The organism is Xanthomonas hortorum pv. pelargonii, from assembly GCF_024499015.1.
Classification (GTDB): Bacteria; Pseudomonadota; Gammaproteobacteria; order Xanthomonadales; family Xanthomonadaceae; genus Xanthomonas; species Xanthomonas hortorum_B.
Genome location: NZ_CP098604.1, coordinates 2975721 through 3001548 on the forward strand (window position 1 = coordinate 2975721; position 25828 = coordinate 3001548).

Annotated in this window: 14 protein-coding genes and 1 other RNA gene; 10 read left to right on the plus strand and 5 right to left on the minus strand. The window is 65.6% G+C overall.

Annotated elements, in window-relative coordinates; genetic code table 11:
• Positions 1–91: 91 nt before the first annotated feature.
• A complete protein-coding gene (locus tag NDY25_RS13060) occupies positions 92–433 on the minus strand; it encodes an HPF/RaiA family ribosome-associated protein (protein WP_006451224.1) in 342 nt (113 codons plus the stop codon).
• A gap of 354 nt (positions 434–787) precedes the next feature.
• Here NDY25_RS13060 and NDY25_RS13065 point away from each other — a divergent pair, with 354 nt between their 5' ends.
• Positions 788–3211, plus strand: a complete 2424-nt coding sequence (locus tag NDY25_RS13065; protein ID WP_256627993.1) for a DUF3772 domain-containing protein — start codon at positions 788–790, stop codon at positions 3209–3211.
• Between the two features lie 643 nt (positions 3212–3854).
• Here the strand turns inward: NDY25_RS13065 and NDY25_RS13070 are convergent.
• The 3 genes from NDY25_RS13070 to NDY25_RS13080 form a co-directional block, all read right to left on the minus strand.
• Positions 3855–3932: non-coding RNA, sX9 sRNA (locus tag NDY25_RS13070), on the minus strand.
• Between the two features lie 78 nt (positions 3933–4010).
• Positions 4011–6119, minus strand: a complete 2109-nt coding sequence (locus tag NDY25_RS13075) for a phosphoglycerol transferase I (protein ID WP_168959109.1) — start codon at positions 6117–6119, stop codon at positions 4011–4013.
• A 373-nt stretch (positions 6120–6492) separates the two neighbouring features.
• Complete coding sequence (locus NDY25_RS13080) at positions 6493–8217, minus strand: ABC1 kinase family protein (RefSeq protein ID WP_104551510.1); 1725 nt, start codon at positions 8215–8217, stop codon at positions 6493–6495.
• A 129-nt stretch (positions 8218–8346) separates the two neighbouring features.
• Here NDY25_RS13080 and NDY25_RS13085 point away from each other — a divergent pair, with 129 nt between their 5' ends.
• Together NDY25_RS13085 and NDY25_RS13090 are read left to right on the plus strand one after the other, a co-directional pair.
• Positions 8347–9288, plus strand: coding sequence for a DUF808 domain-containing protein (locus NDY25_RS13085; RefSeq protein ID WP_168959108.1), 942 nt, complete (start codon positions 8347–8349; stop codon positions 9286–9288).
• Between the two features lie 426 nt (positions 9289–9714).
• A complete protein-coding gene (locus NDY25_RS13090; RefSeq protein WP_251754963.1) occupies positions 9715–11019 on the plus strand; it encodes a glycoside hydrolase family 10-like protein in 1305 nt (434 codons plus the stop codon).
• A 111-nt stretch (positions 11020–11130) separates the two neighbouring features.
• Here NDY25_RS13090 and NDY25_RS13095 read toward each other — a convergent pair whose 3' ends face one another.
• Positions 11131–12750 carry a GGDEF domain-containing protein gene (locus tag NDY25_RS13095; protein ID WP_168959106.1) on the minus strand — a complete coding sequence of 540 codons (1620 nt, stop codon included), beginning with the start codon at positions 12748–12750 and terminating at the stop codon, positions 11131–11133.
• Positions 12751–13236: 486 nt separating this feature from the next.
• Here NDY25_RS13095 and glgA point away from each other — a divergent pair, with 486 nt between their 5' ends.
• The 7 genes from glgA (at position 13237) to glgX (ending at position 25825) form a co-directional block, all read left to right on the plus strand.
• Complete coding sequence (gene glgA / locus NDY25_RS13100) at positions 13237–14820, plus strand: glycogen synthase GlgA (RefSeq protein WP_168959105.1); 1584 nt, start codon at positions 13237–13239, stop codon at positions 14818–14820.
• On the plus strand, positions 14817–17048 hold the full coding sequence (locus NDY25_RS13105) for a 1,4-alpha-glucan branching enzyme (RefSeq protein ID WP_168959104.1): 2232 nt from the start codon (positions 14817–14819) through the stop codon (positions 17046–17048). Before glgA ends, NDY25_RS13105 begins: the two co-directional genes overlap by 4 nt.
• A gap of 2 nt (positions 17049–17050) precedes the next feature.
• Positions 17051–18808: a malto-oligosyltrehalose trehalohydrolase gene (gene treZ, locus NDY25_RS13110; RefSeq protein WP_168959103.1), complete on the plus strand. Its 1758-nt coding sequence runs from the start codon at positions 17051–17053 to the stop codon at positions 18806–18808.
• On the plus strand, positions 18805–20754 hold the full coding sequence (malQ, locus tag NDY25_RS13115) for a 4-alpha-glucanotransferase (protein ID WP_168959102.1): 1950 nt from the start codon (positions 18805–18807) through the stop codon (positions 20752–20754). Before treZ ends, malQ begins: the two co-directional genes overlap by 4 nt.
• Positions 20751–23354, plus strand: a complete 2604-nt coding sequence (gene treY, locus NDY25_RS13120; RefSeq protein ID WP_168959101.1) for a malto-oligosyltrehalose synthase — start codon at positions 20751–20753, stop codon at positions 23352–23354. The genes malQ and treY overlap by 4 nt, the downstream gene beginning before the upstream one ends.
• A gap of 13 nt (positions 23355–23367) precedes the next feature.
• Positions 23368–23541 (plus strand): DUF2934 domain-containing protein, encoded by a 174-nt coding sequence (locus tag NDY25_RS13125; RefSeq protein ID WP_023902329.1) that lies wholly within the window; start codon positions 23368–23370, stop codon positions 23539–23541.
• Between the two features lie 121 nt (positions 23542–23662).
• Entirely contained in the window at positions 23663–25825 is a 2163-nt protein-coding gene (glgX, locus tag NDY25_RS13130; protein WP_168959100.1) for a glycogen debranching protein GlgX, read from the plus strand.
• The last annotated feature ends 3 nt before the right edge of the window (positions 25826–25828 follow it).

Genomic DNA, 25828 nt, shown 5'->3' on the forward strand with positions numbered 1-25828 from the left:
CCGCTGCAGTGTCACCGCAGCGGGCCGATGTTCTTTTCGGTTTGGCACGGCAGGGGCGTAATGCGGCCCTGCCGTAGCTCGGATGCTCAGATCAGAGCATGTCCGGCGGCGGTGCGGTCGCCTTGGCGTGCTGCTTGCCGCGCGCATGTTCGATGGCGGTACGCAGCTTGCGCGCGGCGCCGGTGACGGCGGAAGCGGTGGTTTCGGCGCTATTGGTGGCCGCGATCGGCGGCAGGCCGGCGACGTGTGCCTCGATGCTGCAGGTTCGATCCGCCGCGCCGCCGCGTTGACCGTTTTCATCGCGCAAATGCACTTCGACGCGGGTGATGTCGTTGGCGAAATGCGCCAGCTGGGCGGAGCAGGTCTTCTCGACATGCTGCACGACAGAGGGGTCATGCGGCACGTGCTTGTCGGTCTGGATCTGAATCTGCATAGAGTGTCTCCTTCGCGGTCATCCGCTGCGTCTGCCGTAGCGGTGACTCGATTCTGCGACAGCGCACCGTTGCCGCGAGGTGACAAGCTGCACAGCGTTCATGCGCAGGTCGGGATGGGTGGGGCGTCCATCCCCCCTGCGGCTGCCAGCTGTGCCGCAGCTGTCGCGCACGAACCGCCAATCGCGGAGTGCCAGTCCACACTGGCGAGCTCTGCCAGACTGAATCCTCACGGCAGCAGCGATCGGCTGTACCCGAAGCAGTGGATTAAGATGCCGTCACTGCGGTAGTCCGCGCTTGTCCAATGCCTGCCTGTGTCTGAATTTCGATTTGCTCTGGGTGCCCATCGCGGCGTGTTGCGGCGTGTGCTGTTGCTGGCTGCTTTATGGATGGTGTGCGTGGGCGCCGCAGTGGCGCAGGACGACGACACGCTGCTGGAGAACGCGCAGACCCAGCTGGACAGCATGCAGAAGGTGCTGAGCCAGGCCGACACCGGCATGGACAAGGCCGATAAGGACCAGCTCGGCAAGCTGACCGACGATGTCACCGGCGCGCAGCGGCAGGCGCAGGATCTGGTACGCACGCTGGAGCCGCCGCTGAAGGAACTCAACGTGCGGCTGGAGGGGCTGGGCGTCGCTCAAAAGAACGAACCGAACGACTTGCGCGAGCAGCGCCAGTCGCTGACCAAGCAGCGCGATCGGCTGGATGCCGAGTTCAAGCGCGCCACACTGCTGGTCTCCAATGCCAAGGACCTGGCCGATCGGCTCGAACGCGAACGGGTGCAACGCTTCAGCGTGCAGCTCTCCACGCGTGTCGCCTCGCCGCTGTCGCCGACATTGTGGAACCAGATCGCACAGCAATGGCCTGACGATCGTGCCCGTCTGCAGGCGCTCTCCGCCAAGACGGTGCAGATGGTGCAGGCGGGAACTGCAGCCAACGGCATGGGCGGGCTGATCACCGCCGCCGTGATCGCGTTACTGCTGGCAATCCCGATGCGGATCTTCCTGCGCCACCTGGGGCGCCGTTACGCAGCCTCGCGTGCGCCCGGCGGACGCCTGCGACGCTCCGGGCTGGCATTGTGGTTCTTGCTGGTCGGTACGCTTAGCCTGGGGATTGCGGCGTTCGTGCTGGTTGAAGGCATCCGCGCGCTCGGCGAGCTGCCGGACGATCTGGATCAACTGCTGACCGGGTTTGTCGCCGTCAGTCTGGTGGCCGCCTTTGTCGGTTCGCTCAGTGCAAGCCTGCTGATGAAGCACCAGCCCAGCTGGCGCTTGTTTCCGCTGGACGATGCCACCGTCGATCGCCTGCGCGTGCATTGCCTGGTTACCGCCGCGGTCATCTGGCTCAGCGGCATGGCCGCAAAGATCAGTGAAGCCGCAGGCAGCAGCCCTGCGCTGACGACCGCCACCGATGCGGTCGCCGCGTTGTTGTATGCGGGGTTGATCCTGTCGGCGCTGGCCGGCCTGAGCCTGTCGTTGCGGGCGCAGGCGGCGACTGCGGGCGCGGTCGATCCCGACAGCGATGCGCCAACGCCGGTGGTGTCGCGGGGCGGCGGCTTCATCGTGCTGATTCGGCTGCTGGGCCATCTGGCGGTGATTTTCGCACTGATATCGGCCTTGTTCGGCTACCTCAATCTGGCGTTGTTCGTGGAGCGGCAGATCATCTGGATCACCCTGATCTGCAGCCTGCTCGGTTTGCTGGTGGTGTTTGCCGACGATCTGATGAGCTGGATGTTCAATCCCGACGGCCGTTTCAGCCGCGCGCTGTCGCATGCGCTGAGCATCGGGAGCGGACGCCTGGTCCAGCTGGGGCTGCTGATGTCCGCAGCAACGCGGGTGCTGCTGGTGCTGTTGGGCATCGCAGTGCTACTGACGCCTTACGGAGCCAACATCAATGTGGTGACCGGCTGGGCGGAGAACATTACCCACGGCATCCCCATTGGCAAGGAACTGGTGATCACCCCCAGCGATGTGTTCAGGGCGCTGTGTGTGTTCCTGCTCGGCATGGGGCTGGTGCACGTGGTACAGCAGTGGCTGCTCAACACCTATCTGCCCAAGACCGAGCTGGATGCCGGTGCGCGCAACTCCATCAGTACGGTGGCGCGCTATCTGGGTTGGCTGATCGTGGCGATCTGGGGCCTGACCGCGCTGGGGCTGGATCTGAAGCGGCTGGCGCTGGTGTTGAGCGCATTGTCGGTGGGTATCGGTTTCGGCTTGCAGGCGATCACGCAGAACTTCGTGTCGGGTTTGATCCTGCTGGCCGAGCGGCCAGTGAAGATCGGCGATTGGGTGCGCATTGGTGACCAGGAGGGCGATGTGCGCAAGATCAGCGTGCGCGCCACCGAAATCCAGGTCGGTGACCGCTCCACCCTGATCGTGCCCAACTCGGAATTGATCACCAAAAGCGTGCGCAACATGACGCTGTCCAACCCGATGGGCCGGGTGCAGCTGCAGTTCTCGGTGCCGCTGGAAGCCGAAGTGGGCAAGGTGCGAGACATGTTGCTGGAACTGTTCACCGAACACACCAAGGTGTTGGCTGAGCCGGCGCCGGCGGTGTTCATCGATTCGCTGGCCGGCGGCCACGTCAACTTCAATTCGTTCGCCTATGTCCGCAGCCCGCGCGATGCATATGGCGTGCGCAGCGAGTTGTTCTTTGCGCTGCTGCAGCGGATGGAAACCGTGGGCATTGCACCGCAATCGCCGCAGGAGATTCGTTTCAGCCGTGCGGGCGCGGCGGTGGCGCGCGATGCAGGCGATGGCACGCCTGCATCGGAAGACTGAGCCTGCGAGTGCACGCAGTGTGCGGGGATGGGACCCATAGCCACGCCGTAGATCAGCTGCTGTACGACTGATCTATCCGCACTGTCCAACTGCTCCAAAACAGCCGGGATGTCGAGGCTTCGCGTTGTTTGGGTACAGTCAAACGATCAGATCAAAAGCTTGGTTAGTCGAGTCGAGTCGAGTCGAGGGTGCGGTGCCCTCACCGCTCGCGGGACACGCCGCAAGTACGTCCATGTAGGCTCGGTGGCGGCATCCATGCCGCCACACGGTCCCGCAATCGGTGAGGGCACCGCACCAGAAAGTTGGTCGGCTGCTTTCTTAAAAGCTTGTTGGTTGCTCGGCTTGCGTTAGAAAGCTGATAGGACACGCCCTTACCCGAACAGCGAATGTCGCGCATTGCTTGCAACCGTGCAAAACGACACCCTCGACTGGTCCTTGCCCGCCTACCGTCGCGGGACCTTACGCGGCATGGATGCCGCGTAAGAGCCTACATGGACGTACTTGCGGCGTGTCTCGCGATGGTAGGCGGGCAAGGGCCCTGCAGCCAACAAGCAGATCAGCGGCTTTACAGCTGATCTATGAGCATCGTCCAATCACATCCTCCAATCGTTTCAAGACGACCGAGATCTCACGGTCTTGAAGTGACCGACAAAACGTCGCGCGCAATTGGCAACACGGTTATGGACGGTACGCTCAGAACCGGCATGTACGCGTGGTACATGCCGCACCGAGCAACCAGCGCTGAGCAGCCGCACCGATCAACAGCGGCGAACGCCTGATGCCCGTACAGCGCCGCAACTCAGGAGCGGTCTGCGACAGGCGTTTCCTTGACCAGTGCCAGATCGTCCACGCTGACGTCTTCGGTGTAATCCAGCCAGGCGCGGATTTCCAGGTCCTCCACCGCATGTTCCAGGCCTACCGGCATGCGGATGCGTCCCGCCGCATCGGGCACTACCCATTGCTGGGCCAGCACCACCTTGCGCTCGGACGACACTGCTTCCACCCAGAATGCACGCGTGGGCCGGCGTTTAGCGTACAGCTCCAGCATGTAGCGGCCGGCCTCGGTCTTGCGCGCAGTCTGGGTGAGCATGATCGGCTGACGCACGCGTGGGCGCGGACCTTGCTGGCTGGCTTCCAGCGGTGCATCGACGGCGATGCCACGGGTCAGGTCCGGGTCGCGATACAGCTTCATGCTCTGCTGGCGATCGACCACCAGTGCGCACCAGTCGCCGTCGGCCGAGCCGTCTTCGAATGCCGTGCAGCGGTCCACATACGCCAGCGTGCCTTCGGTATGCGTGCGATCGAACTGGCGCGAAGTGTTTTCCAGATACACCGTTTTCAGATTGGTGTCCTCGTCGTATTCCAGCAGCACCGGCGGGCGTACCTGCTGCACGCCCACCACCACATCGCCATTGCCGTTGATGCGCAGCATGCGTGTGCTGCGCCCGGTCCATAGCGTGCGTGCGTAGGCGAGATAGCGCGGGTAGTCCTTGCCGCTGTCGCGACTGGCCGCAACGCTGGCGCTGGGCGGCGCATCGCTGGCCAGCAGCGAACGGCCGAAGCCCAGCGTACGCATGCCCGGTTCCAGCAATTGCAGCAGCGTTGCACCCGAATCCAGTGTGCTGCCGGCGCGCGTGACCACTTGCTGCGGCGCGATATCCTTGCCCAGGAACAGCAGCAGGTTTTCGCGCTTCTGCTTGGCGAGTACATCGCTGAGATCGTTGGGCATCGCCAGGTGATCGGAGGCGATCACGATAATGGTGTTCTTGCCGTAGCGGCTGTTGCGAATGCGCGCGACCAGCTCGCCGATCAACCGATCGCTGCACTTGATCGCATGCAACAAACCGATGTCGCCCAGCGCGCTGTCGTAGTGCTGGCCCTTGCATGCCAGTGGCAAGTGCCCGGCAGGATGGTGGGTGTCCATGGTCAGCGTGGTGAGCATGAACGGCTGGCCGGCGCGCGACAGCGTCTGGAAGCTGTCCCAGGCATCGTCCAGCAGCACATCGTCGTGCACGCCCCAGGCGGAAAAATGTTTCGGCGCCACGCCCTTGTCGCGGAAATAGCTGACGTCGTGCACCACATCGAAACCATGGCTGGACAGAAAACTGCCCTTGCCGGCAAAGCTGGCATCGGCGCCGCCGACATAGTGATTGCGGTAGCCCTGATCCTTGAGATAGTCGCCCAGGCAGCGCGCCTCGGGCAGAAACAGGCCCATGCGGCCCATGCTGTTTTCATCACCGGGCGCGGTGGTCAGCGGCACGCCGCACATCGAGGCGACCATGCCGGCGATGGTCCAGCCGCTGCCTTCGGTGGAGGTGAGGTTGCGCACGTCCACCGCCTCGGTGGCCAGCGCGCGCAGGTTCGGCATCAGGCCGGGAAACACGTCTTCGTCGAAGTAGGTGCGTTCCAGACTTTCGCCGTAGATCCACACGATGTTCTTGCGCTTCTGTAACGGCTGCTGCGGTACCAGATATTCCGGCACCACGGTGGCGTAATCCACCGGGCGCAACTGGTAGTACAGGCGCTTGCCATCGCGATACAGCGGGCTGACCGCGATGCTGACCAGCAACATCGTCACGAACGCAGCGAACACCGCGCCGCCTCCGCGCGGGCGACGGAAACGCCGCACCTTGAGCAGCACCAGCGGGCTGAGCGACAGCAGCACCATGCCGATGAACACGGCGATGTAGCCGGAAAAATCGCTTACCCCGGCGCCGTCCATGTCGGCGCGCAGGTGGTACAGCGTTGCGGCGTTGATGCCATCGCCACTGAGCCGGTCGACCAGACCCCAGGCGCTAAGCAGCAGCAACAGCAACGACAGCAGGCCAGCCTTCAGCCACGCCAGACGCGGCGAGGCGACCAACAACCAAAGCAACAGCAACAACGAGAACAACAACATCCAATGCATGCGGCAGCGTCCGTGGGGGAATGATGCGAGCGCGTACCGGACGCCTTGCTCGCCTGTCCTGTGCGCCACCTGCAATGTGACACCCGGATGACGGACTATGCCGCGCTGAAGCTGACTGAAATGTTTGCTGGAGTCGAGCGCCTGCTGCAACGCGGCACAGCGCGCGCGCTGACGATCACCTGGTCGCGGTGGCGCTCGCTGGAGATTCGCGGTCTCTGCATTCCGCACCTGCCGTGCTTCTCGCACATAGGCGACGTCTCGATAGCGCCACATCGCCCGACCGCTGGACGCGGCGGTCTTGGCAAGCGACGCCTGGTGGAGCCATGTCGCGCCCGGGTGCGCTCCTACGCATGGGGGTGGTTTGTGTGTGGCGCTATCGGTGCCCGCGTTCCTCGCGCGCACGCACGCGGCGGTCGAAGAACAACGCGCTAAGCACGATGCCCAGACCCAGGAAGACCCCGAGCAGGAACAGCACCATCGCAATCGCCGGATAGCCCCACAGTTTCAGCCCGGTTTCGATGCGCATCATCTGCGCCGAGGCCATGATCAGCGCCGCCGTCACGATGCCGGCCGCCACCCGGTTGGCGATCTTCTGCAGGCTTTCCATCAGATGCGATTCTTCCAGCCCGGTGACGCGCATCTGCAGGCGGTTTTCTGCGGCCAGCGAGAGGATCTCGGACATGCGCCGCGGCCCTTCGCGCACCAGATGCTGCAGTTCCATCGCCTCGCTGGCCAGGTTGGCGGCGGACAGGGATTTTTTCAGGCGCGCACGCATCACGTGCTGCAGATGGCGCTCGACGATGCGGCGCGTATCCAGGGTGGGCGACAACGCGCGGCACACGCCTTCCAGATTCAATAGCGTCTTGCCGAGCAGGCTCAACTCCGGCGGCGTGCGCAGGCCATTGGCGGTGGCGATGCGCACCAGATCCAGCACCACGCGGCCTTCGGAGGTGGCGTCGTGCGCGGCGTAGCGGGCGATCATCTGCCCGGTCTCGCGCTGGTAGCGGTCTTCGTCGTAATCCTCCAGCCGCGTGCTGAGCGCGATGGTCTCTTCGGCGACTTCTTCGCCGCGGCCATCGACGGCGGCGAACAGCAGCTTGAGCAAGCGCTCGCGCAGGCGCGGCGGCACGTGCGCCACCATGCCCAGGTCGAAGATCGCCAGGCGCCCGTCCTGCAGCACGCGCAGGTTGCCCGGATGCGGGTCGGCATGGATTTCGCCATGCACGAACATCTGATCCAGATAGCCCTTGACCAGCTCCGCGGCCAGGGTGTCCATCGGCTGTTCGGTGCGACGCAGGCCGGAGATCTTGTCCACGCGCACGCCTTCGGCCAGCTGCATGGTGAGCACCTTGCGGCTGCTCAGGTCCCAGATCGGCTGCGGGATCCACAGCATCGGAAACGGCTTGAGGTGCTTGCCGAAGCGCACCAGCGTTTCGGCTTCGTCCTCGTAATTGAGTTCGGCGCGCAGGGTCTTGCCGAATTCGCCCAGCCAGTCGGCAAAGCGCACGCGCCGGCCGATGCCGGTCAGCCGGTCGGCGGCAGTGGCAAAGCTCTTGAGCACGTCCAGGTCCGAGCGCACCTGTGCGGCCACTTCGGGCTTTTGCACCTTGATCGCCACCGGGGTGCCGTCGCGCAACGCGGCGCGGTGCACCTGCGCCAGCGAGGCGCAGCCCAGCGGCACCGGATCGAAAAACGAGAAGGCCTTGTTGACCGAGACGCCGAGTTCTTCTTCGATGATCTGGCGGATGCGCTCCACCGGCACCGAATTGGTGTTTTCCTGCATGCGCTCCAGCGCGGTGGCGAATTCCGGCGGCACGATGTCCGGGCGCGTGGACAGCATCTGGCCCAGTTTGACGAAGGTGGGGCCGAGTGCCTCCAGATCGGAGACGAATTGGTCCGGGGTGCCTTCGGCAGGCACTTCGTACTCGTTGATCGCCGCCGGGTCCAGGTTCATGCCGGCAAACACGCCCGAGCCGCGATAGCGCAGCAACAGGCGCAGGATCTGTGTACGCCGGCTCATGCCGCCCACCACGGCGTTATCGGCCGGGATCGCGGCCTGGGCCGGCGTGCGGGAAGGATCGTTCGGACTCAAGGCCATCTCCGGCACTCGTGCAATCGCTGAGTGTGGCCAGCGCTGGGTGGTGACGTGGTGAATCCGACGCAAGCCATCACCCCATGCGGGCGCTGGATCGGCGAGAATTCAGCGCCACCCACGAAGGACCCCCGCATGGCCGGTGCCAGCCTGTTCACCCTGCTTGACGACATCGCCACCCTGCTGGACGACGTTTCCATCCTGACCAAGGTCGCGGCCAAGAAGACCGCCGGCGTGCTCGGCGACGATCTGGCGCTCAACGCGCAGCAGGTGACCGGCGTGACCGCCGACCGCGAATTGCCGGTGGTATGGGCGGTGGCCAAGGGCTCGCTGGTCAACAAGGTGATCCTGGTGCCGGCGGCGCTGGCGATCAGCGCGCTGGAAGCCTGGCTGCGCGGGCGCGGCTACAACGTGCCGCTGGTGATGCCGCTGATGATGATCGGCGGCGCCTACCTGTGCTTCGAGGGCGTGGAGAAGCTGGCGCACAAGTTCCTGCATAACGAGGAAGAAGAAGCGCAGCGGCATGCCGAACGCACCCGCGCGCTGGCCGACGAGAGCGTGGACGTGGTGGCGCTGGAGAAGGACAAGGTCAAGGGCGCGATCCGCACCGACTTCATCCTGTCGGCAGAGATCATCGTGCTGTCGCTGGGCGTGGTGGCCGGGGTGTCGTTCGGCCAGCAGGTCGCGGTACTGGTGGCGATCGCGCTGGCGATGACGATCGGTGTGTACGGCCTGGTCGCGGCCATCGTCAAGCTGGACGACCTGGGCCTGTACCTGAGCAAGAAGGGCGCGGCGTTGGCGGCACTGGGTCGCGGCATTCTGGTGGCCGCACCGTGGCTGATGAAGTTCCTGTCGGTGGCCGGCACGCTGGCGATGTTCCTGGTTGGCGGCGGCATCCTGGTGCACAACATCCCGGCGCTGCACCATGTCGTGCAGGACCTGACCAAGTCGGCTGGCGGCATGGGTTGGTTGGTCGATGCACTGGGCAACATGCTGGTTGGCGTGGTCGCTGGCGCGATCGTGCTGGGCGCGGTGATGCTGTTCCAGAAGCTGCGCGGGAAAAAACCGGCGCATTGACGCCGCGTCACGGCCGCCGGGTTGGGAGGCAACTCGGCGCCGGTGTGGCATCGTTGGCTGGCGTCGGTCGAGCGCAAGGGCGATGACGGTGGCTGCCAACGATCCGCCAGTGACTGTCGGCCGTTTGCGAGCGCCCATCTGCACGATGGCGCCGCCGTTTCGGGCATTGCGTCACGGCGGCTGCGTACCTGACGAAGCGAAGTTCGTGATTCCGATGTTGCGCGCTTCTTCGGGCGGTCGCCATTGCTAGGGTGTGCCTCCTGGGTTGTATCGGAATGTGCTGCATGACGGCAGCCTGGCGTAGAGACCGGGCCACACTGCAGCAGCGCGATGCAGGAGGGATGCGTGAAAAAGACGGCTAAAGAACAAGACAACACGCATGCGGCGCGGCCTGCCGTGCAGCAGCCGGATCAAGCGCGCCAGGCAATGTCTGCAGCGGATCGGGATGCGGCACCTGCCGGCGGCTCCCCCGTGATCGGTCGGCGGCGCTTTCTCGGTTTGGGTTCGGCAGCAATGGCTGCGGCCATCGTGGGCGTTCCAGCCAGCGCAGCCACGCCCGCGAGCGTTCAGATGCGCGCAACCTGGATCACCAGCGTGTTCAATCTCGACTGGCCAAGTGCCGCGTCCGCACGGATCGTCGACCCTGCCGAACGCATCGCGGTGCAGCAGCGGGAATTGCTGGCAATCGTCGATCAGGCCCAGGCGCTGCATCTGAATACCCTGGTCTTTCAGGTCAAGCCCTGTGCCGATGCGCTGTACCGCTCGCGCATCCTGCCATGGTCGCCGGTCATGACCGGCGTTCTAGGCAAAGACCCGGGTTTCGACCCGCTGGCATTCTTGCTGCGGCATGCGCATGCGCGGGGCATCCAGGTGCATGCCTGGCTCAATCCCTATCGTGTTTCGACCGGCCTGGACCAGGCCACGCTGGATGCGTTTGCCACTGCGTCGACCGATTCGCCGCAGAGCGTCTATCTGCGCCACCCCGACTGGGTGGGCGTGGCGGCCAATCGGCTGGTGCTCGATCCCGGCATTCCGGCCGTGCGTCGCTGGATCTGTGGCGTGGTCGCCGAACTGGTGGCGTTCTACCACGTGGATGGGGTGCAATTCGATGACTACTTCTACACCGAATCGGCGCAGTCTCCCCTCGACGACGCACAGACCTATGCCGCCCATGGGGCCGGATTTGCCGACAAAGGGGATTGGCGCCGCGACAACACCTATCGATTGATGCGAGAGGTGGCCAGGACCATTCGGGCGATCAGGCCAGGGGTGGCATTTGGGGTCAGCCCGGCCGGGGTGTGGCGCAATCGTCAGGATGATCCGCTGGGCTCGGACACACAGGCAGGTGCGCCCGCATTCGATACCAGTTACGCCGATACCCGCCGTTGGGTTCGCGAAGAACTCGTGGACTACATCGTGCCGCAGATTTACTGGCCGCTGGCACGCCAGGCAGTGCGCTACGACACCATCGCACGCTGGTGGGCGGACACCGTGCGCGGTCGGCGCGTGCAACTCTATATCGGCATGGCGTTGTACAAGGTCGGCACTGCCAACGCACTGGAGCCGGATTGGACAGTGGACGGCGGTGTGCCCGAGATCGCCCGCCAGCTGGACGTGAATGCATCGCTGCCTGAGGTTGGCGGCTGCATGTTGTTTCGCCACGGATCTCTCGCTGCGGCCCAGACGCAGCAGGTGGTGGACTATCTCAGGCTGCGTTGGCAGAGCCCTTGAAGCGATTGGCAAGATGCCTGTCCAGCCAATGAGGCGACGGAGGGCGCTGACTCTGCTTGCCCCACGCAGGCGTCGGGTCCGGTGCGGGGACGCACCTGTCGGCACGTGCCGCTAATCCGCGCTGATCACCCGGTTCTTGCCGGCCGACTTGGCGTCGTACATGGCGCGGTCGGCGCGGCGGATCACATCGTCCTGGGATTCGTCGAGATGGCGCAATGCCACGCCGCCGCTGAAGCTGATGAACACGCGCACGTCGTCATGCAGCAACGAGCGTTGGGCCAGCGCGCGCTGCAGGCGGATCACCGCCGCGCTGGCTTCGAAGATGGTGGAGTCCGGCAAGAGCAATACGAATTCCTCGCCGCCGAAGCGGGCGATGGCATCGGTGGTGCGCAGCACGGCCTTGGCCACGTCCACGGTATGGCGCAGCGCGGCGTCGCCGCCGGCATGGCCGTGGGTCTCGTTGAGGCGGCGGAAGTCGTCCAGGTCCAGCATCGCCACGCATAGCGGCTGCCCGCTGCGCTGGGTGCGTGCGGCTTCGCGCTGGAACAGTTCTTCGAAACCGCGCCGGTTGAGCGCGCCGGTGAGCTGGTCTTCGCGCACCAGGCCGGCCACGTCCTTGAGTTCCTGTTCGAGCGAGGCGATGCGCTGCTCGGAATCTTCGACCTGGCGTCGGGCCGAGAGCAGTTCGTCGCGTGCGGCCAGTGCCTGCGCCTGCACCCCTGCGGTGTCCTGCAGCAGGTCCTGCAACAGGCGATTGAGGTCGGGAATGCCGCGTGCGTCGCCGATCGCCTGCGAATAACCGGCAACGCGATCATGGTATTCGCCGGTGCTGGTGGCCATGCCATCGAGCCTGTCGACGAACGACACCATCATTTCGCGCATGGCCGTCTTTGAGTCGGTGATGCCTTGCTTGAGCAGGCCTTGCTTGTAGATGACCTCGCGCAAGGTGCCGCGTGCCTGTTCGATCGAGCCGACGTCCAGCGGGCCGGAAATCAGTTGCCGCACCACCGAGATCTGGCCTTGCAGCCAGCTGCGGTCGTCGAGCAGTTCGCCCACGTTCTCCAGCAACAGGTCGAACAGGCCGAGCAACAGGTTCTGTTGCTCGCTGGCATCTTCGGCGCGCAGGCCGATCTGGTGGCTCAGCTCGCGCAGCCGCTGTTCCAGCGTGATCAGTTCATGCCCCGGGCGCCAATGACGCAGCGCCGAGGCCAGTGTCTGCGCCTCTTCGGCCAGCTCCGGGCTGCGTTGCAGCAGCGTGGCCAGTGCGTTGCCCAATGCATGCCGCAACAGATCGCGCAGCTGCTCGGCCTCGGTGCGGCCTTCGGCCAGCGAATCGCCGGTGTCGACGGTGCGGATGTACTTGTCGATCAACTGGCGCAGGCCGCGGCCGTAGCCAGGCCAGTCGCCGGCCGCGTAGGCCGCGCTCAGGCGCACGCCCATGTCGCCGAGTTCGCCGTGCAGGCTGGCGATGCCTTCGGCAAACGACAGCAACAAGGCTTCCGGATGCGACGCATGCGAGAACAGGCGTATCAGCAAGGCAGTGGCGGCGGCAGGATCGTGCGCGCCGGATTTGGTCTTGGCCGGCACCAATTGATGCGCCGCCAGGCCTTGCCCGCCGCTCAGCACTGCCGGCAAGGCCGCAGCCGGGCGCGCGCTGTCCGCCCCGCCCCAGGGCAACAGGCGGCGCAGCCCGCCACGCGGGCGGCTTGGGAGTTCAGGCTGGTCTGCCATGCGCCAGGGTCTCAAAGTCGTAGTGCTATCGCTCGTTATCGGCGCGCAGGCGGGTGGCTTAAGCGGGCCAGACAAGAGTCTGCATGACCAGCATGCGCGCATCGGCCAGGCACGGGCGCGACCAGTGCCGCGCGCGTGCGCATGAACAAGTCATACAAGTGACGGCGGGCGCCGCCGAAAGATCGCGCCTGCGGTGCATTGCAGTGCTGGTGCACCAATAGAGGCACGTCATTGCCCTGCAATGTGCGGCTTATGCCTGCCTGCATGCGCAACCATGCGCAACGGAATGTCGGTTGTCGCAGAAAAGTCAGCACGTATTCACGCATTTTTTATTTGGTCGGGGTGTAGATTCATCTCCAAGGACAACGTGGAGTACGCGCGTCATCCCCGCTCCTCATTCGCAGCAGGTCGCCTGGCCGTAGTGGCAGACGATGGTTTCCGCTTCGCTGTTTTTCCGTCTCCACCCACTTTACGACGGACGTTTAGATGGTTGCCATGATGCCGCTGCACGCTACTACCGCACGCTTAGAGCGAAGCACGATGATCCCTACTCTGAAGAAGAGCGGGCGACCGCGCGATGCACGCGGGCGTTTCATCCGGCACCACGAGCGCCTGCCGGTCTCGTTGGCCGACACGCGTGGTGCGCTGTTCGTGGTGTCGGAGATGGCGGACTTCATCAAGGCCGGCGGTCTGGGCGATGTGGCCGCGGCGCTGCCACGCGCGCTGCGCCACCGTTACGACGTGCGGGTGTTGATCCCCGGCTACCGCGCGGTGCTGGCACGCGCCGGCAAGGTGGAGATCGTCGGCCGGGTGCTGGCGCATGCTGCGCTGCCTGCCTGCGACATCGGCCGCATCGTGCAGTCCGATGGCCTGCCGATCTACATCCTGTTGTCCAAGGAACTGTTCGAACGCGACGGCTCGCCGTATGTGAGCACCAGTGGTTCGGAGTTCGAAGACAACGCGATCCGCTTCGCCACCTTGTCGCATGCCGCCGCGCAGATTGCCGCCGGCCATGCCGGCCTGGGCTGGAAGCCACGCCTGCTGCATTTGAACGACTGGCCGTGCGCGTTGGCGGCGGCGTATGTACGTTGGTCCGGCGGCACCACGCCGTGCCTGTTGACCATCCATAACCTGGCCTATCAGGGCCTGGTGCCGTATTCGATGGCCGCCGCGCTGGGCATTCCCGCCGAGCGGGTGGCCGAGCTGGAGTTCTACGGGCAGATGTCGTTCCTGCGCGGTGGCATCGTGCATGCCGACCACGTCAACACGGTCAGCGTCAGCTATGCCCAGCAGATCACCGGCCCGGCCCAGGGCTGCGGGCTGGACCGCCTGCTGGCCGGTCGCGCGGCCAAGGGCGCGCTCACCGGTATCGTCAACGGCATCGACGCCAGCTGGGATCCGCGCACCGACGCACATCTGGACGTGCATTTCAGCGTGAATCATTGGCAGGGCCGTCAGGCCAACGCCGCGCAGGTGCGCAAGGCGTTCGGGCTGCGCGAAAGCACCGGCCCCTTGTTTGCAGTGGTCTCGCGGCTGGTGCATCAGAAAGGCCTGGACCTGATCTGCGAGGTCGCCCCGCAGATCGTGGCGGCCGGCGGCCAGATCGCGGTGATCGGCGGCGGCGAGCCGGAGATCGAACAGCAGGTGGCCGAGCTGACCCGGCGTTATCCCGGCCAGGTTGGTGCCTTCATCGGTTTCGAAGAAGGCCTGGCGCGGCGCATGTTCGCCGGTGCCGACTTCCTGCTGATGCCCTCGCGCTTCGAGCCCTGCGGGCTGAGCCAGATGTACGCGCAGCGCTTTGGTTGCCTGCCGATCGCGCACGCCACCGGCGGCCTGATCGACACGGTGGATGACGGCGTCACCGGCTTCCTGTTCCAGCAAGCCAGCGTGGAGGCTTTGCGCCGCTGCCTGGAGCGCGCCTTCCGTACCTTCCGCCTGCCCAGCCTGCTGTCGGCGATGCGCCGTGCGGCGATGCTGCGCCCCAGCGGATGGGATGTGGCGGGCAAGAAGTACCTCTCCCTCTACGAACGCACCGCCGCAACTGCGCCCGCGCTTGCGACGGTGTCATGAGCGAACGGCTGGGCGTGCAGGGGCAGGAGGCGGAAGCGACGGCGGTGAGCATGGAAGAGGCGTCCGAAGTCATGCGGAGCCTGCAGGCGCTGGCCGATGGATTGCCCACCGATGCCTTCGCGGTGCTGGGCCCGCGTCTGCAAGCCGACGGCCGCCGCCTGGTGCGTGTGCTGGCGCCCGGCGCCGAGGCGATGGGGCTGATCGATCCACGCGGCAAGTTGTTGGCACGCATGCAGCCCGGCGCGATCGAGGGTGTGTTCGAAGGCATGTTGGCGGTGGAGGGCCCTTACCGGCTGCGCATCGTCTGGCCGGACGTGGTGCAGGAGATCGAAGACCCGTACGCGTTCGCCGCCACGCTGGATGAGTCCGTGCTGCTGCAGATTGCCGCAGGCGATGGCCAGGCGCTGCGCAGCGCCTTGGGTGCGCAGCATCTGCACTGCAACGATGTGCCGGGCGTGCGCTTCGCCGTGTGGGCGCCACACGCGCAACGTGTGGCAGTGGTCGGCGACTTCAACGGCTGGGAGCTGCGGCGGCATCCAATGCGCCAGCGGATCGGTGGCTTCTGGGAGCTGTTCCTGCCGCGCGTGGAAGCCGGTACCCGCTACAAGTACGCCATCACTGCCGCCGACGGCCGCGTGCTGCTCAAGGCGGACCCGGTAGCGCGTCAAAGCGAATTGCCGCCTGCCACGGCCTCGGTGGTACCGGGCGCCGCAGCGTTCGCGTGGACCGATGCTGCCTGGATCGCCGCGCGCGATGCGAGTGCGGCGCCGGCGCCACTGTCGATCTACGAAGTGCACGCCGCCTCCTGGCGCCGCGATGGGCATGACCAGCCGCTGGATTGGCCGGCACTTGCCGCACAACTGATTCCGTATGTGCAGCAGCTGGGCTTCACCCATATCGAGCTGCTGCCGATCACCGAGCATCCGTTCGGTGGCTCGTGGGGCTATCAACCGCTGGGGCTGTATGCGCCGACCGCGCGGCATGGCAGCCCGGATGGGTTTGCCCAATTCGTCGATGCCTGTCATCGCGCCGGCATCGGCGTGATCCTGGATTGGGTCAGCGCGCACTTCCCGGATGACGCACATGGCCTGGCGCAGTTCGATGGCGCCGCCCTGTACGAACATGCCGACCCGCGCGAAGGCATGCATCGCGATTGGAATACGCTGATCTATAACTACGGCCGGCCGGAAGTGACCGCCTACCTGCTGGGCAGCGCGCTGGAGTGGATCGACCACTACCACCTCGATGGTCTGCGCGTGGATGCGGTGGCCTCGATGCTGTACCGCGACTATGGCCGCGCCGAAGGCGAATGGGTGCCCAACGCGCATGGCGGCCGCGAGAATCTGGAAGCCGTCGCTTTCCTGCGCCAGCTCAACAGCGAGATCGCCACGCGCTTTCCCGGTGTGCTGACCATCGCCGAAGAATCCACCGCCTGGCCGGGCGTGACCGCGCCGATCAGTGAAGGCGGCCTGGGCTTTACGCACAAATGGAACATGGGCTGGATGCACGACACGCTGAGCTATATGCAGCGCGATCCGGCCGAGCGCGCGCAGCACCACAGCCAGCTGACCTTCGGACTGGTCTACGCGTTCTCCGAACGCTTCGTGCTGCCGCTCTCGCATGACGAAGTGGTGCATGGCACCGGTGGTCTGCTCGGTCAGATGCCGGGAGATGACTGGCGGCGCTTCGCCAATCTGCGCGCCTATCTGGCGCTGATGTGGGCGCATCCGGGCGACAAACTGCTGTTCATGGGTGCCGAATTCGGCCAATGGCGCGACTGGAATCACGACCAATCGCTGGACTGGCATCTGCTCGATGGCGCCCCGCATCGCGGCGTGCAGCAACTGGTGGGCGATCTCAACGCGGCCTTGCGTCGCGTGCCGGCGTTGTATCGCGGCACCCATCGCGCCGACGGCTTCGACTGGAGCGTGGCCGACGATGCGCGCAACAGCGTGCTGGCCTTCATCCGCCACGATCCCGATGGCGGCGCACCCTTGCTGGCGGTGAGCAACCTCACCCCGCAACCGCACCACGACTATCGCGTTGGTGTGCCGCGTGCCGGCGGCTGGCGCGAAATCCTCAACACCGACAATGCCCATTACGGCGGCAGCAATCTCGGCAACAGCGGTCGTCTTGCGACCGAGCCGATGGGCATGCACGGGCACGCACAACGCCTGCGCCTGACCTTACCGCCGCTGGCCACGATCTATCTGCAAGCGGAGAAATAACGATGAACGAGCGCAACGACACCCTGCCGGCATGGGGCGCATGGCCAGCGGGTGAGGGACAGGTGCGCTTTGCGCTCTGGGCACCCGATGCCAAGGGCGTGGATGTGGTCTTCGACGACGGCGTGCGTCGCGCGCTGCACGCCGGGCAGGATGGGTTTTTCACTGCGCTGATCGACTGCGCCGCCGATGCGCGGTATCGCTACAGCGTCGATGGCGGCGAGCCGGTGCCGGACCCGGCCTCGCGCTGGCAGCCCGAGGGTGTGCATGGTCCCAGCGCCGTGCAGCCCAGCGATGGCTACGCCTGGCACAACACCCAATGGCAGGGACGGCCGTGGGACGAGGCGGTGATCTACGAACTGCACGTCGGCACCTGCGGCGGCTATGCCGGTGTGCAGGCGCAATTGCCGCAGCTGGCGGCAATGGGCATCACCGCGATCGAGCTGATGCCGTTGAGCGCGTTTCCGGGTGCGCATAACTGGGGCTACGACGGCGTGCTGCCGTACGCACCGGTGGAAGCCTATGGCACACCGGACGAATTGAAGGCATTGATCGATGCCGCGCACGGGCATGGCCTGATGGTGTTGCTGGATGTGGTCTACAACCACTTCGGCCCGGACGGCAATTATCTGCACAGCTACGCTGCCCCGTTCTTCAACGAAGACAAGCCCACCCCGTGGGGCGCAGCGATCGATTTCCGCAAGCCGCAGGTGCAGCGTTACTTTCTCGACAATGCGCTGATGTGGTTGCACGAGTACGGCTTCGACGGTCTGCGTCTGGATGCGGTGCACGCGATCACCCCGAACGCCTTCCTGGATACCTTGCGGCAGACCGTGCAGGCCAGTCTGCCGGCCGGTCGCCACGTGCATCTGGTGCTGGAGAACGAATTCAACCAGGCCTCGCAGCTGCAGCGCGGCTACACCGCGCAATGGGACGACGATTTCCACAACGCGCTGCACGTGCTGCTGACTGGCGAGGAGGAAGGCTATTACGCCGCCTTTGCCGATCAACCGACCCAGCATCTGGCGCGCGTGCTGGGCGAAGGCTTCGCCTATCAAGGCCAGCCGGATCCGCGTGGACATGTGCGCGGCGAGCCCAGTGGTGATCTGCCGCCGCACAAGTTTGTGATCTTTGCGCAGAACCACGACCAGATCGGTAACCGTGCGCGTGGCGAGCGGCTGAGCGTGCTGGTGTCGCAACAACGCCTGCGCGCCGCACTGGCGTTGACCGCGCTGACGCCGATGATTCCGCTGTTTTTCATGGGCGAACCGTGGGGCGCCACGCAGCCGTTCCTGTTCTTCACAGACTTCGGCCCGCCGCTGGACGATGCCGTGCGCGAAGGCCGTCGTCGCGAGTTTGCCCACTTCGCCGCATTCGCCGACGAAGCGCAGCGCGCCACCATTCCCGACCCGAACAGCCACGCCACCTTCGCCGCTTCGCGGTCGCCGATCGAAGACGCTGCGCAAGGCGAGGGCGCGCAATGGACAGCTTGGTTCACCGCCTTGCTGGGCGTGCGCCGCCAATGGTTGGTGCCAGGTCTTGCGCAAGCGCGCGCCGTGGGCGCCAGTGTGCTGGCCGAAGGCGCGGTGACTGCCAGCTGGGAGTTGCCGGGTGGGGTGTGGCATATCGCCTTCAACGTCGGCACCTCTGCAGTGCCGATGCCGCCACTGCGCGGACGTGTGGCGCATGCCGAAAACGTCGCTGCCGATGCGCAGCAGTTGCCGGTCGATGGCTTCATCGCCTGGCATGAGGAGCGCGCATGAGTACGCGCGATCTGAGCAGGGCGGATCTGCACACGCTGGCCGCAGCGGCCGGGGTGATGGTGGATTGGGTGGATGCCAGCGACCAGCCGCGGCAGGTGTCCGAACAGTCGCTGCATGCGGTGCTCACTGCGCTGGAACTGCCTGCCGCCACCGCCACGCAACGCGAAGACAGCCTGCGTCGCTGCAAGGCGCAGGCAATCGAACCGGCACCGCTGTTGACCGTACAGGTGGCCGCGCTATTGCCCGTGTCGGTTGCCCCTGATGCCAGCGGCCGTTGGGTGGATGACAGCGGTGCCAGCGAGCAAGCGCGTGCGGATGCGCAAGGACAGGTGCGTGCACCGCAACGGTTCGGTTACTGGACGCTGCAGATCGGCGGGCTGACTCAGCAGGTCGCAGTGGCACCGCAACGCTGCTTCAGCGTGGCCGATGCGTGCGGATTGCCGGCTCCGCGTGCCTGGGGCATGGCGCTGCAGGTGTATTCGGCGCGCAGCATCGACGACGGTGGTATTGGTGACGCGTCCGGCACGGTGGAGTGGGTGCGGCATGCCGCGCTGGCTGGTGCCGATGCATTGGCATTGAGCCCGGTGCATGCCTCGCGCCCGGTCACCAGCGGCTACAGCCCGTATTCGCCCAGCGACCGGCGCTTTCTGGATCCGTTGCATGCCGCGCCGGTGCGCGTGCTGGGCGAACTGGCACTGGATGCGATCAACGAAGTGCCTGGGCTGCGCGAGCGTTTCGATACGCTGCATCACAGTGCATTGATCGACTGGCCGGCGTCTGCGCAGGCCAAGTGGCAATTGCTTCGCCATCTGTACACGCGCGTCGCAGCAGATCACGCCGACCTGGTCGCGTTCCGTAGCGAGGGCGGCGCTGCGTTGGAGGGCTTTGCACGCTTTGCCGCGCAGGATTTCGGCGATGGCGATCCGCAGCTGCATGTATTCACGCAATGGCTGGCAGCACGCAGTTGGTCGGATGCGCAGCGCGAGGCGCACGAGCGTGGCATGAAGATCGGCTTGATCGCCGATCTGGCCGTGGGCTTCGACCCGAATGGCGCCGAAGCTGCAGCTGCCGCAGACACCGTGTTGCGTGGCCTGGTGTTGGGTGCACCGCCGGATGCCTTCAATGCCGATGGCCAACATTGGGGCATCGGCGCGTATTCGCCCACTGCATTGCGACGCAGCGGCTACGCGCCGTATATCGCGCTGCTGCGCGCGGTATTGCGCGACCGTGGTGGCATCCGCATCGACCATATTCTTGGCCTGCTGCGGCTGTGGGTGGTGCCCGAAGGTGCCAGCTCCAATGAGGGCGCGTATCTGGCCTATCCGCTGCACGATCTGCTCAATCTGCTCGCGCTGGAATCGTGGCGGCATCGCGCCATCGTGATCGGCGAAGACCTCGGTGTGGTGCCGCCCGGCATCCGCGAAGAACTGTCGCGACGTGGCGTGATGGGCATCGATGTGTTGATGTTCACCCGCGACGACAACGGCGCCTTTGTGTCGCCGACGCTGTGGCGGCCGGATGCGGTGGCCACCACCACCACGCACGATCTGCCCACCTTGACCGGCTGGCGCGAAGGCCGCGATATCGATTGGCGACGCAAGCTGGAACTGATCAAGCCCGCGCAGGCGAGCGACGATGTCACCGCGCGGAGCAAGGATCTTGCACGTCTGGATGCGGCGGTCGAACACGCCGGCCTGAGCGCTGCGAACGACCCGCTGCTGGGCGCGCTGCGCTTCACCGCCACCAGCGTCTCGCCACTGGCCCTGTTGCCGGTGGAAGACGCGCTGGCGCTGGAAGAACAACCCAATCTGCCGGGCACCGTCGAGGTCCATCCCAACTGGCGCCGACGCCTGCCCGATCCCTTGCCGCATGCGCGCCTGAGTACGGCGCTGCAGGGCTTTGCCGAGGCGCGTCGCGTCGCGGCCGTTTCGGAACCGCATCCATGATCGACCTTCGCGCCACCGCCCGCCTGCAGCTGCATGCCGGCTTCACCCTGCACGATGCACTTGCGCAGGTGCCGTACTACGCCGGGCTCGGCATCAGCCATCTGTACCTGTCACCGATCGGCACTGCGGTACCCGGCTCCACGCACGGTTACGACAATATCGACCCGACCGTGGTCAATCCCGAACTCGGCGGCGAAGCCGCGTTGATCGCCTTGTCGCAGGCCGCGCGCGAACACGGCATGGGCTTGATTGCCGATATCGTGCCCAACCACATGGCCACGCACGCGGACAATGCGTGGTGGTGGGATGTCTTGCGTAACGGCCGCAGCGCCAAACATGCCGACTGGTTCGACATCGACTGGCGCGCACCGGGCCGCGATGGAAAATTGTGGCTGGCGGTGCTGGACCGTCCGTATGCCACCGCACTGGCCGAAGGCCTGATCACGCTGGTGGTCGAGGACGACGGCAGTGCGGCGTTGGCGCATTACGACCAGCGTTACCCGATCCGTCCGCAGACGCTGGAGGTGCCGGAAAAGGCCGCACGTGCCCAATGGCTGCGCGACTACAACGACGGCGCCAAACGCGGCGATGGCCGCCTGCACAAGCTGATCGAACGCCAGCCATATCGCTTGAACTGGTGGCGCGTGGGCAACGACATGCTCAATTACCGCCGCTTCTTCGATATCACCTCGCTGGTGGCGTTGCGGGTGGAACTGCCGGCGGTGTTCGACGCGGTGCATGCGCTGCCGCTGCGGCTGGTGGCCGAGGGCCATCTGGATGGCTTGCGTATCGATCACGTGGACGGCCTCACCGACCCCACCGGTTATGTGCGCAAGCTGCGTAGCCGGCTGGATGCGGCCGGTCGTCAGCGCGGACTCAAGCCCGGCACGCTGGCCTTGTATCTGGAAAAGATTCTGGCACCCGGCGAAGCCTTGCCGGCCGACTGGCCCTGCGATGGCACCACCGGTTACGACTTCATGGACCAGGTGGGCGGCGTGCTGCATGACGCGTCCGGCTTCAAGCCGCTGGCGCGTGCCTGGCAGAAGATGAGCGGACGTAGTGGCGATTTCGCCCAGGAAGAACGCGCCGCACGCGACGAGATCCTGCGTGGCCCGCTGCAGACCGAATTCAATCGCGCCGTCGGTGCGTTGTCGGCATTGGCACGGCTGGACCCGCCCACGCGCGAGTTCAGCCCGCAGATGCTGGCGCGCGGCCTGTGCGTGCTGCTGCGCTGGTTCCCTGTGTACCGCACCTACGCCGGTGCCAAGGGCGTGACCGGCAGCGAAGCCGAGCGCTTACGCGCCACCGCCGCGCGTGCGCGCGAGGGCATGCCGGAGTCGATCGTTGCGGCCGTCGATGCGATCGAGCGCTGGTTGCTCGACGATGCCGGCGCCGATCGCGCGCAGATCGCCTTGCGGCGCATCCTGCGTCGTCGCGTGGAGCAGTTGTCTGCACCGCTCAATGCCAAGTCGGTGGAAGACACCGCGTTCTATCGGCACGGCGTGCTGCTGTCGCGCAACGAGGTCGGCAGCCATCCGACCCACTTCGCCAATGAAGCGGCCGAGTTCCATGCGCAGAATCAAGAGCGCGCCAAACATTTCCCACGCGCGCTGCTGGCCACCGCCACGCACGACCACAAGCGCGGCGAAGACCTGCGCATGCGGTTGGCGGTGGTCTCAGAGCAGCCGCGTTGGTGGATCGAGCAGAGCACCCAGTTCGATGCCTTGTCCGAGACACTGGAATCGCCGGCATTGGCCGGTGGCGACCAGCAGATGCTGTGGCAGACCCTGGTCGCCGCCTGGCCGATCGGCCTGGGCGCCGATCAGACCGAACCGCTGGCCGCCTACGCCGAGCGCATCGCGCAGTGGCTGCTCAAGGCAGTGCGCGAGGCCAAGTTGCACACCAGTTGGACCGATGGCTCGCCAGCCTACGAACAGGCCGTGCAAGCCACCGTGGAGCAGGTGTTGTGCAGCCGCGCCGGGCTGCCGCTGCGGCGTGCGCTGCTGCGCGCCAGCAACCACATCGCCGCCGCCGGCGCGCGCAATGCGCTGGTGCAAACCACGTTGCGCCTGACCGTGCCGGGCGTGCCCGATCTCTATCAGGGCACCGAAGGCTGGGATCTGTCGCTGGTGGATCCGGACAATCGCCGCCCGGTCGATTACGCGCAGCGCCAGCAATGGCTGGCGCAGGCGCGCGACTGGAACACGCTGCTGCGCAGCTGGCGCGATGGCGCGGTCAAGGCGCGTCTCACCGCGCTGCTGTTGCAGCTGCGTGCCGAACATCCGGCGTTGTTCGCGCAGGGTGACTATCAGCCGCTCAACGTGGCGGTCAGTGGCGATGCGCAGGTGCTGGCGTTCCGTCGTCAGTACCGCGGCCAGTCGCTGGTGGTGGCGGTCATGCGACTGGGTGCCGGTGACCAGACCGAGGGCGATCTGCCGTTGCTGGTGCCGCCGGCACGTTGGGGTCAGGCGGCGTTGGCATTGCCGCAAGGTACATACCGTAATGTGCTCGATGGCAGCACGTTGCAGCCGCAGCAAGGCCGCCTGGCGCTATCCACGCTGTTTGCACGCGCGCCGGTGGCAGTGTTGACGACCCCCTAAGAGAACGTACGCAATGAACGACACGGAACGGCAGGCACGACTTCGCCAGTTGGCACAGGAGATCTGGGAGGCCGAAGGCCGCCCGGACGGGCATGCGGCCCGTCATTGGGCCATGGCCGAGCGCCTGGTGGACGCCGAAGAACGCGCCGCCGAACAGGCCAACCCGCCCGTCACTGCACGTCAGTAACGGTGCCTCTGTCATCTTGCATGGTGCACCCTGCTGGCGGCGCCATGCAGGGTTGAACGTGCACCCGCACGCATTCGTATTCGCTCACTGGTTTTGAGTTCACCGTTTTCAGGAGTTACCGATGGCCACTCGCAAGTTCACGCAACGCTCGCGCATCCGCGAAGGCCGTCCCAATCCGCTCGGCGCCACCTGGGACGGGTTGGGCGTCAACTTCGCGTTGTACTCGCGCAACGCCACCCGCGTGGAACTGTGTCTGTTCGACGAGCGTGGCCGCGAGCAGGAGCGCCTGGCGCTGCCCGAATACACCGATGAGGTCTGGCACGGCTATCTGCCCGATGCACGCCCCGGCCAGTTGTACGGCTACCGTGTACACGGGCCTTACGCGCCAGATGCCGGTCATCGTTTCAACCACAACAAATTGCTGCTGGACCCGTATGCCAAGCAGATCGTCGGCGAGCTCAAATGGGCGCCGCATCTGTTCGGCTACACCATCGGCCATCGCGACAAGGATTTGAGTTTCGATCGTCGCGACAGTGCCGCGTTCATGCCCAAATCCGCCGTGATCGACCCGGCCTTCACCTGGGGCCAGGATCGCCCGCCGCAGACGCCATGGAATCGCACGGTGATCTACGAGGCGCATGTGCGCGGGCTGAGCATGCTGCACCCGGCAGTGCCGCCGGAAGATCGCGGCACGTTCTCGGCCCTGAAGACCGACGAGTTGATCGACCATATCAGCTCGCTCGGCGTCACCGCGGTGGAACTGCTCCCCGTGCACGCCTTCGTCGACGATCAGTACCTGCTGGAAAAAGGCCTGCGCAATTACTGGGGCTACAACACGCTGGGCTTCTTCGCGCCGCAGGCGCGCTACATGTCCACGCGGACCGTGGCCGAGTTCAAGCAGATGGTGGCGCGCCTGCATCACGCCGGGCTGGAAGTGCTGCTGGACGTGGTCTACAACCACACTGCCGAAGGCAACGAACTCGGGCCAACGCTCTCGTTCAAGGGCATCGACAACGCCAGCTACTACCGCCTGGCCGACGATCGCCGCTTCTACATTAACGACACCGGTACCGGCAACACCTTCGATCTGACCAACGTCGGCGCATTGCGCATGGTGATGGATTCGCTGCGTTACTGGGTGCAGGAAATGCATGTCGACGGCTTCCGTTTCGACCTGGCCAGCATCCTCGGGCGCGAGCGTTATGGCTTCGACCCCTCGGGCAGCTTTCTCGATGCGGTGCGCCAGGATCCCGTGCTGAGCCAGACCAAGTTGATCGCCGAGCCGTGGGATATCGGCCCGGGTGGTTATCAGGTCGGCAATTTCCCGCCGGGCTGGGTGGAATGGAACGACAAGTTCCGCGACAACGTGCGCGCGTTCTGGCGCGGCGACGGTGGGCAGCTGGCCGAATTGGCCACACGCCTCACCGGCTCGGCCGATCTGTTCAATCACAGCGGTCGCCGCCCCACCGCATCGGTCAATTTCGTCACCGCGCACGATGGGTTCACCCTGCGCGATCTGGTCAGCTACGAGGGCAAGCACAACTTTGCCAACGGCGAAGAGGGCAGGGACGGGAGCGACCACAATATCTCGGCCAATTACGGCGTCGAAGGCGACACCAACGACCCGGCGATCAAGCAGCTGCGGCGTCAGCAGATGCGCAATCTGCTCGCCACGCTGTTGCTCTCGCAAGGCACGCCCATGCTGCTGGCCGGCGATGAATTCGGCCACAGCCAGAACGGCAACAACAATGCGTATTGCCAGGACAACGAACTGACCTGGATCGACTGGACGGCTGCCAGCAAGGCTGCCGCCGCCGATCAGGCCGCATTCGTGCGCAGGCTGATCCGCATCCGCCAGCGTTACCCGCTGCTGCATCGCGCACGTTTCTTCGATGGCAAGTTCGATGAAGCGCTGGGCCTGCGCGATCTCACCTGGCTGGCGCCCAACGGCAACGAGATGGACGAAGCCGGTTGGCACGACCCGGAAGCGCGTGCGCTGATGCTGCGCCTGGATGGCCGCTCGCCGACCACCGGCCTGCGCGAGATCGCCGCCAACGTGAGCTTGCTGATGTTGATCAATGCCGCCGCCACCAGCGTGACATTCACGCTGCCGGCGATGCACGACGAACATTGGCGCGTGCTGGTCGACACCGCACGCCACGGCGGCCGCGTGGTGGCCGGTGGCAGCGAATGGAAGGCGCCAGCGCACTCGTTGACCTTGCTGGCGGTGGAGCGCGATCGCATCGCCAGCAGTGCGCGCATCGTCTCCGAGGGCGCACGCTGATGG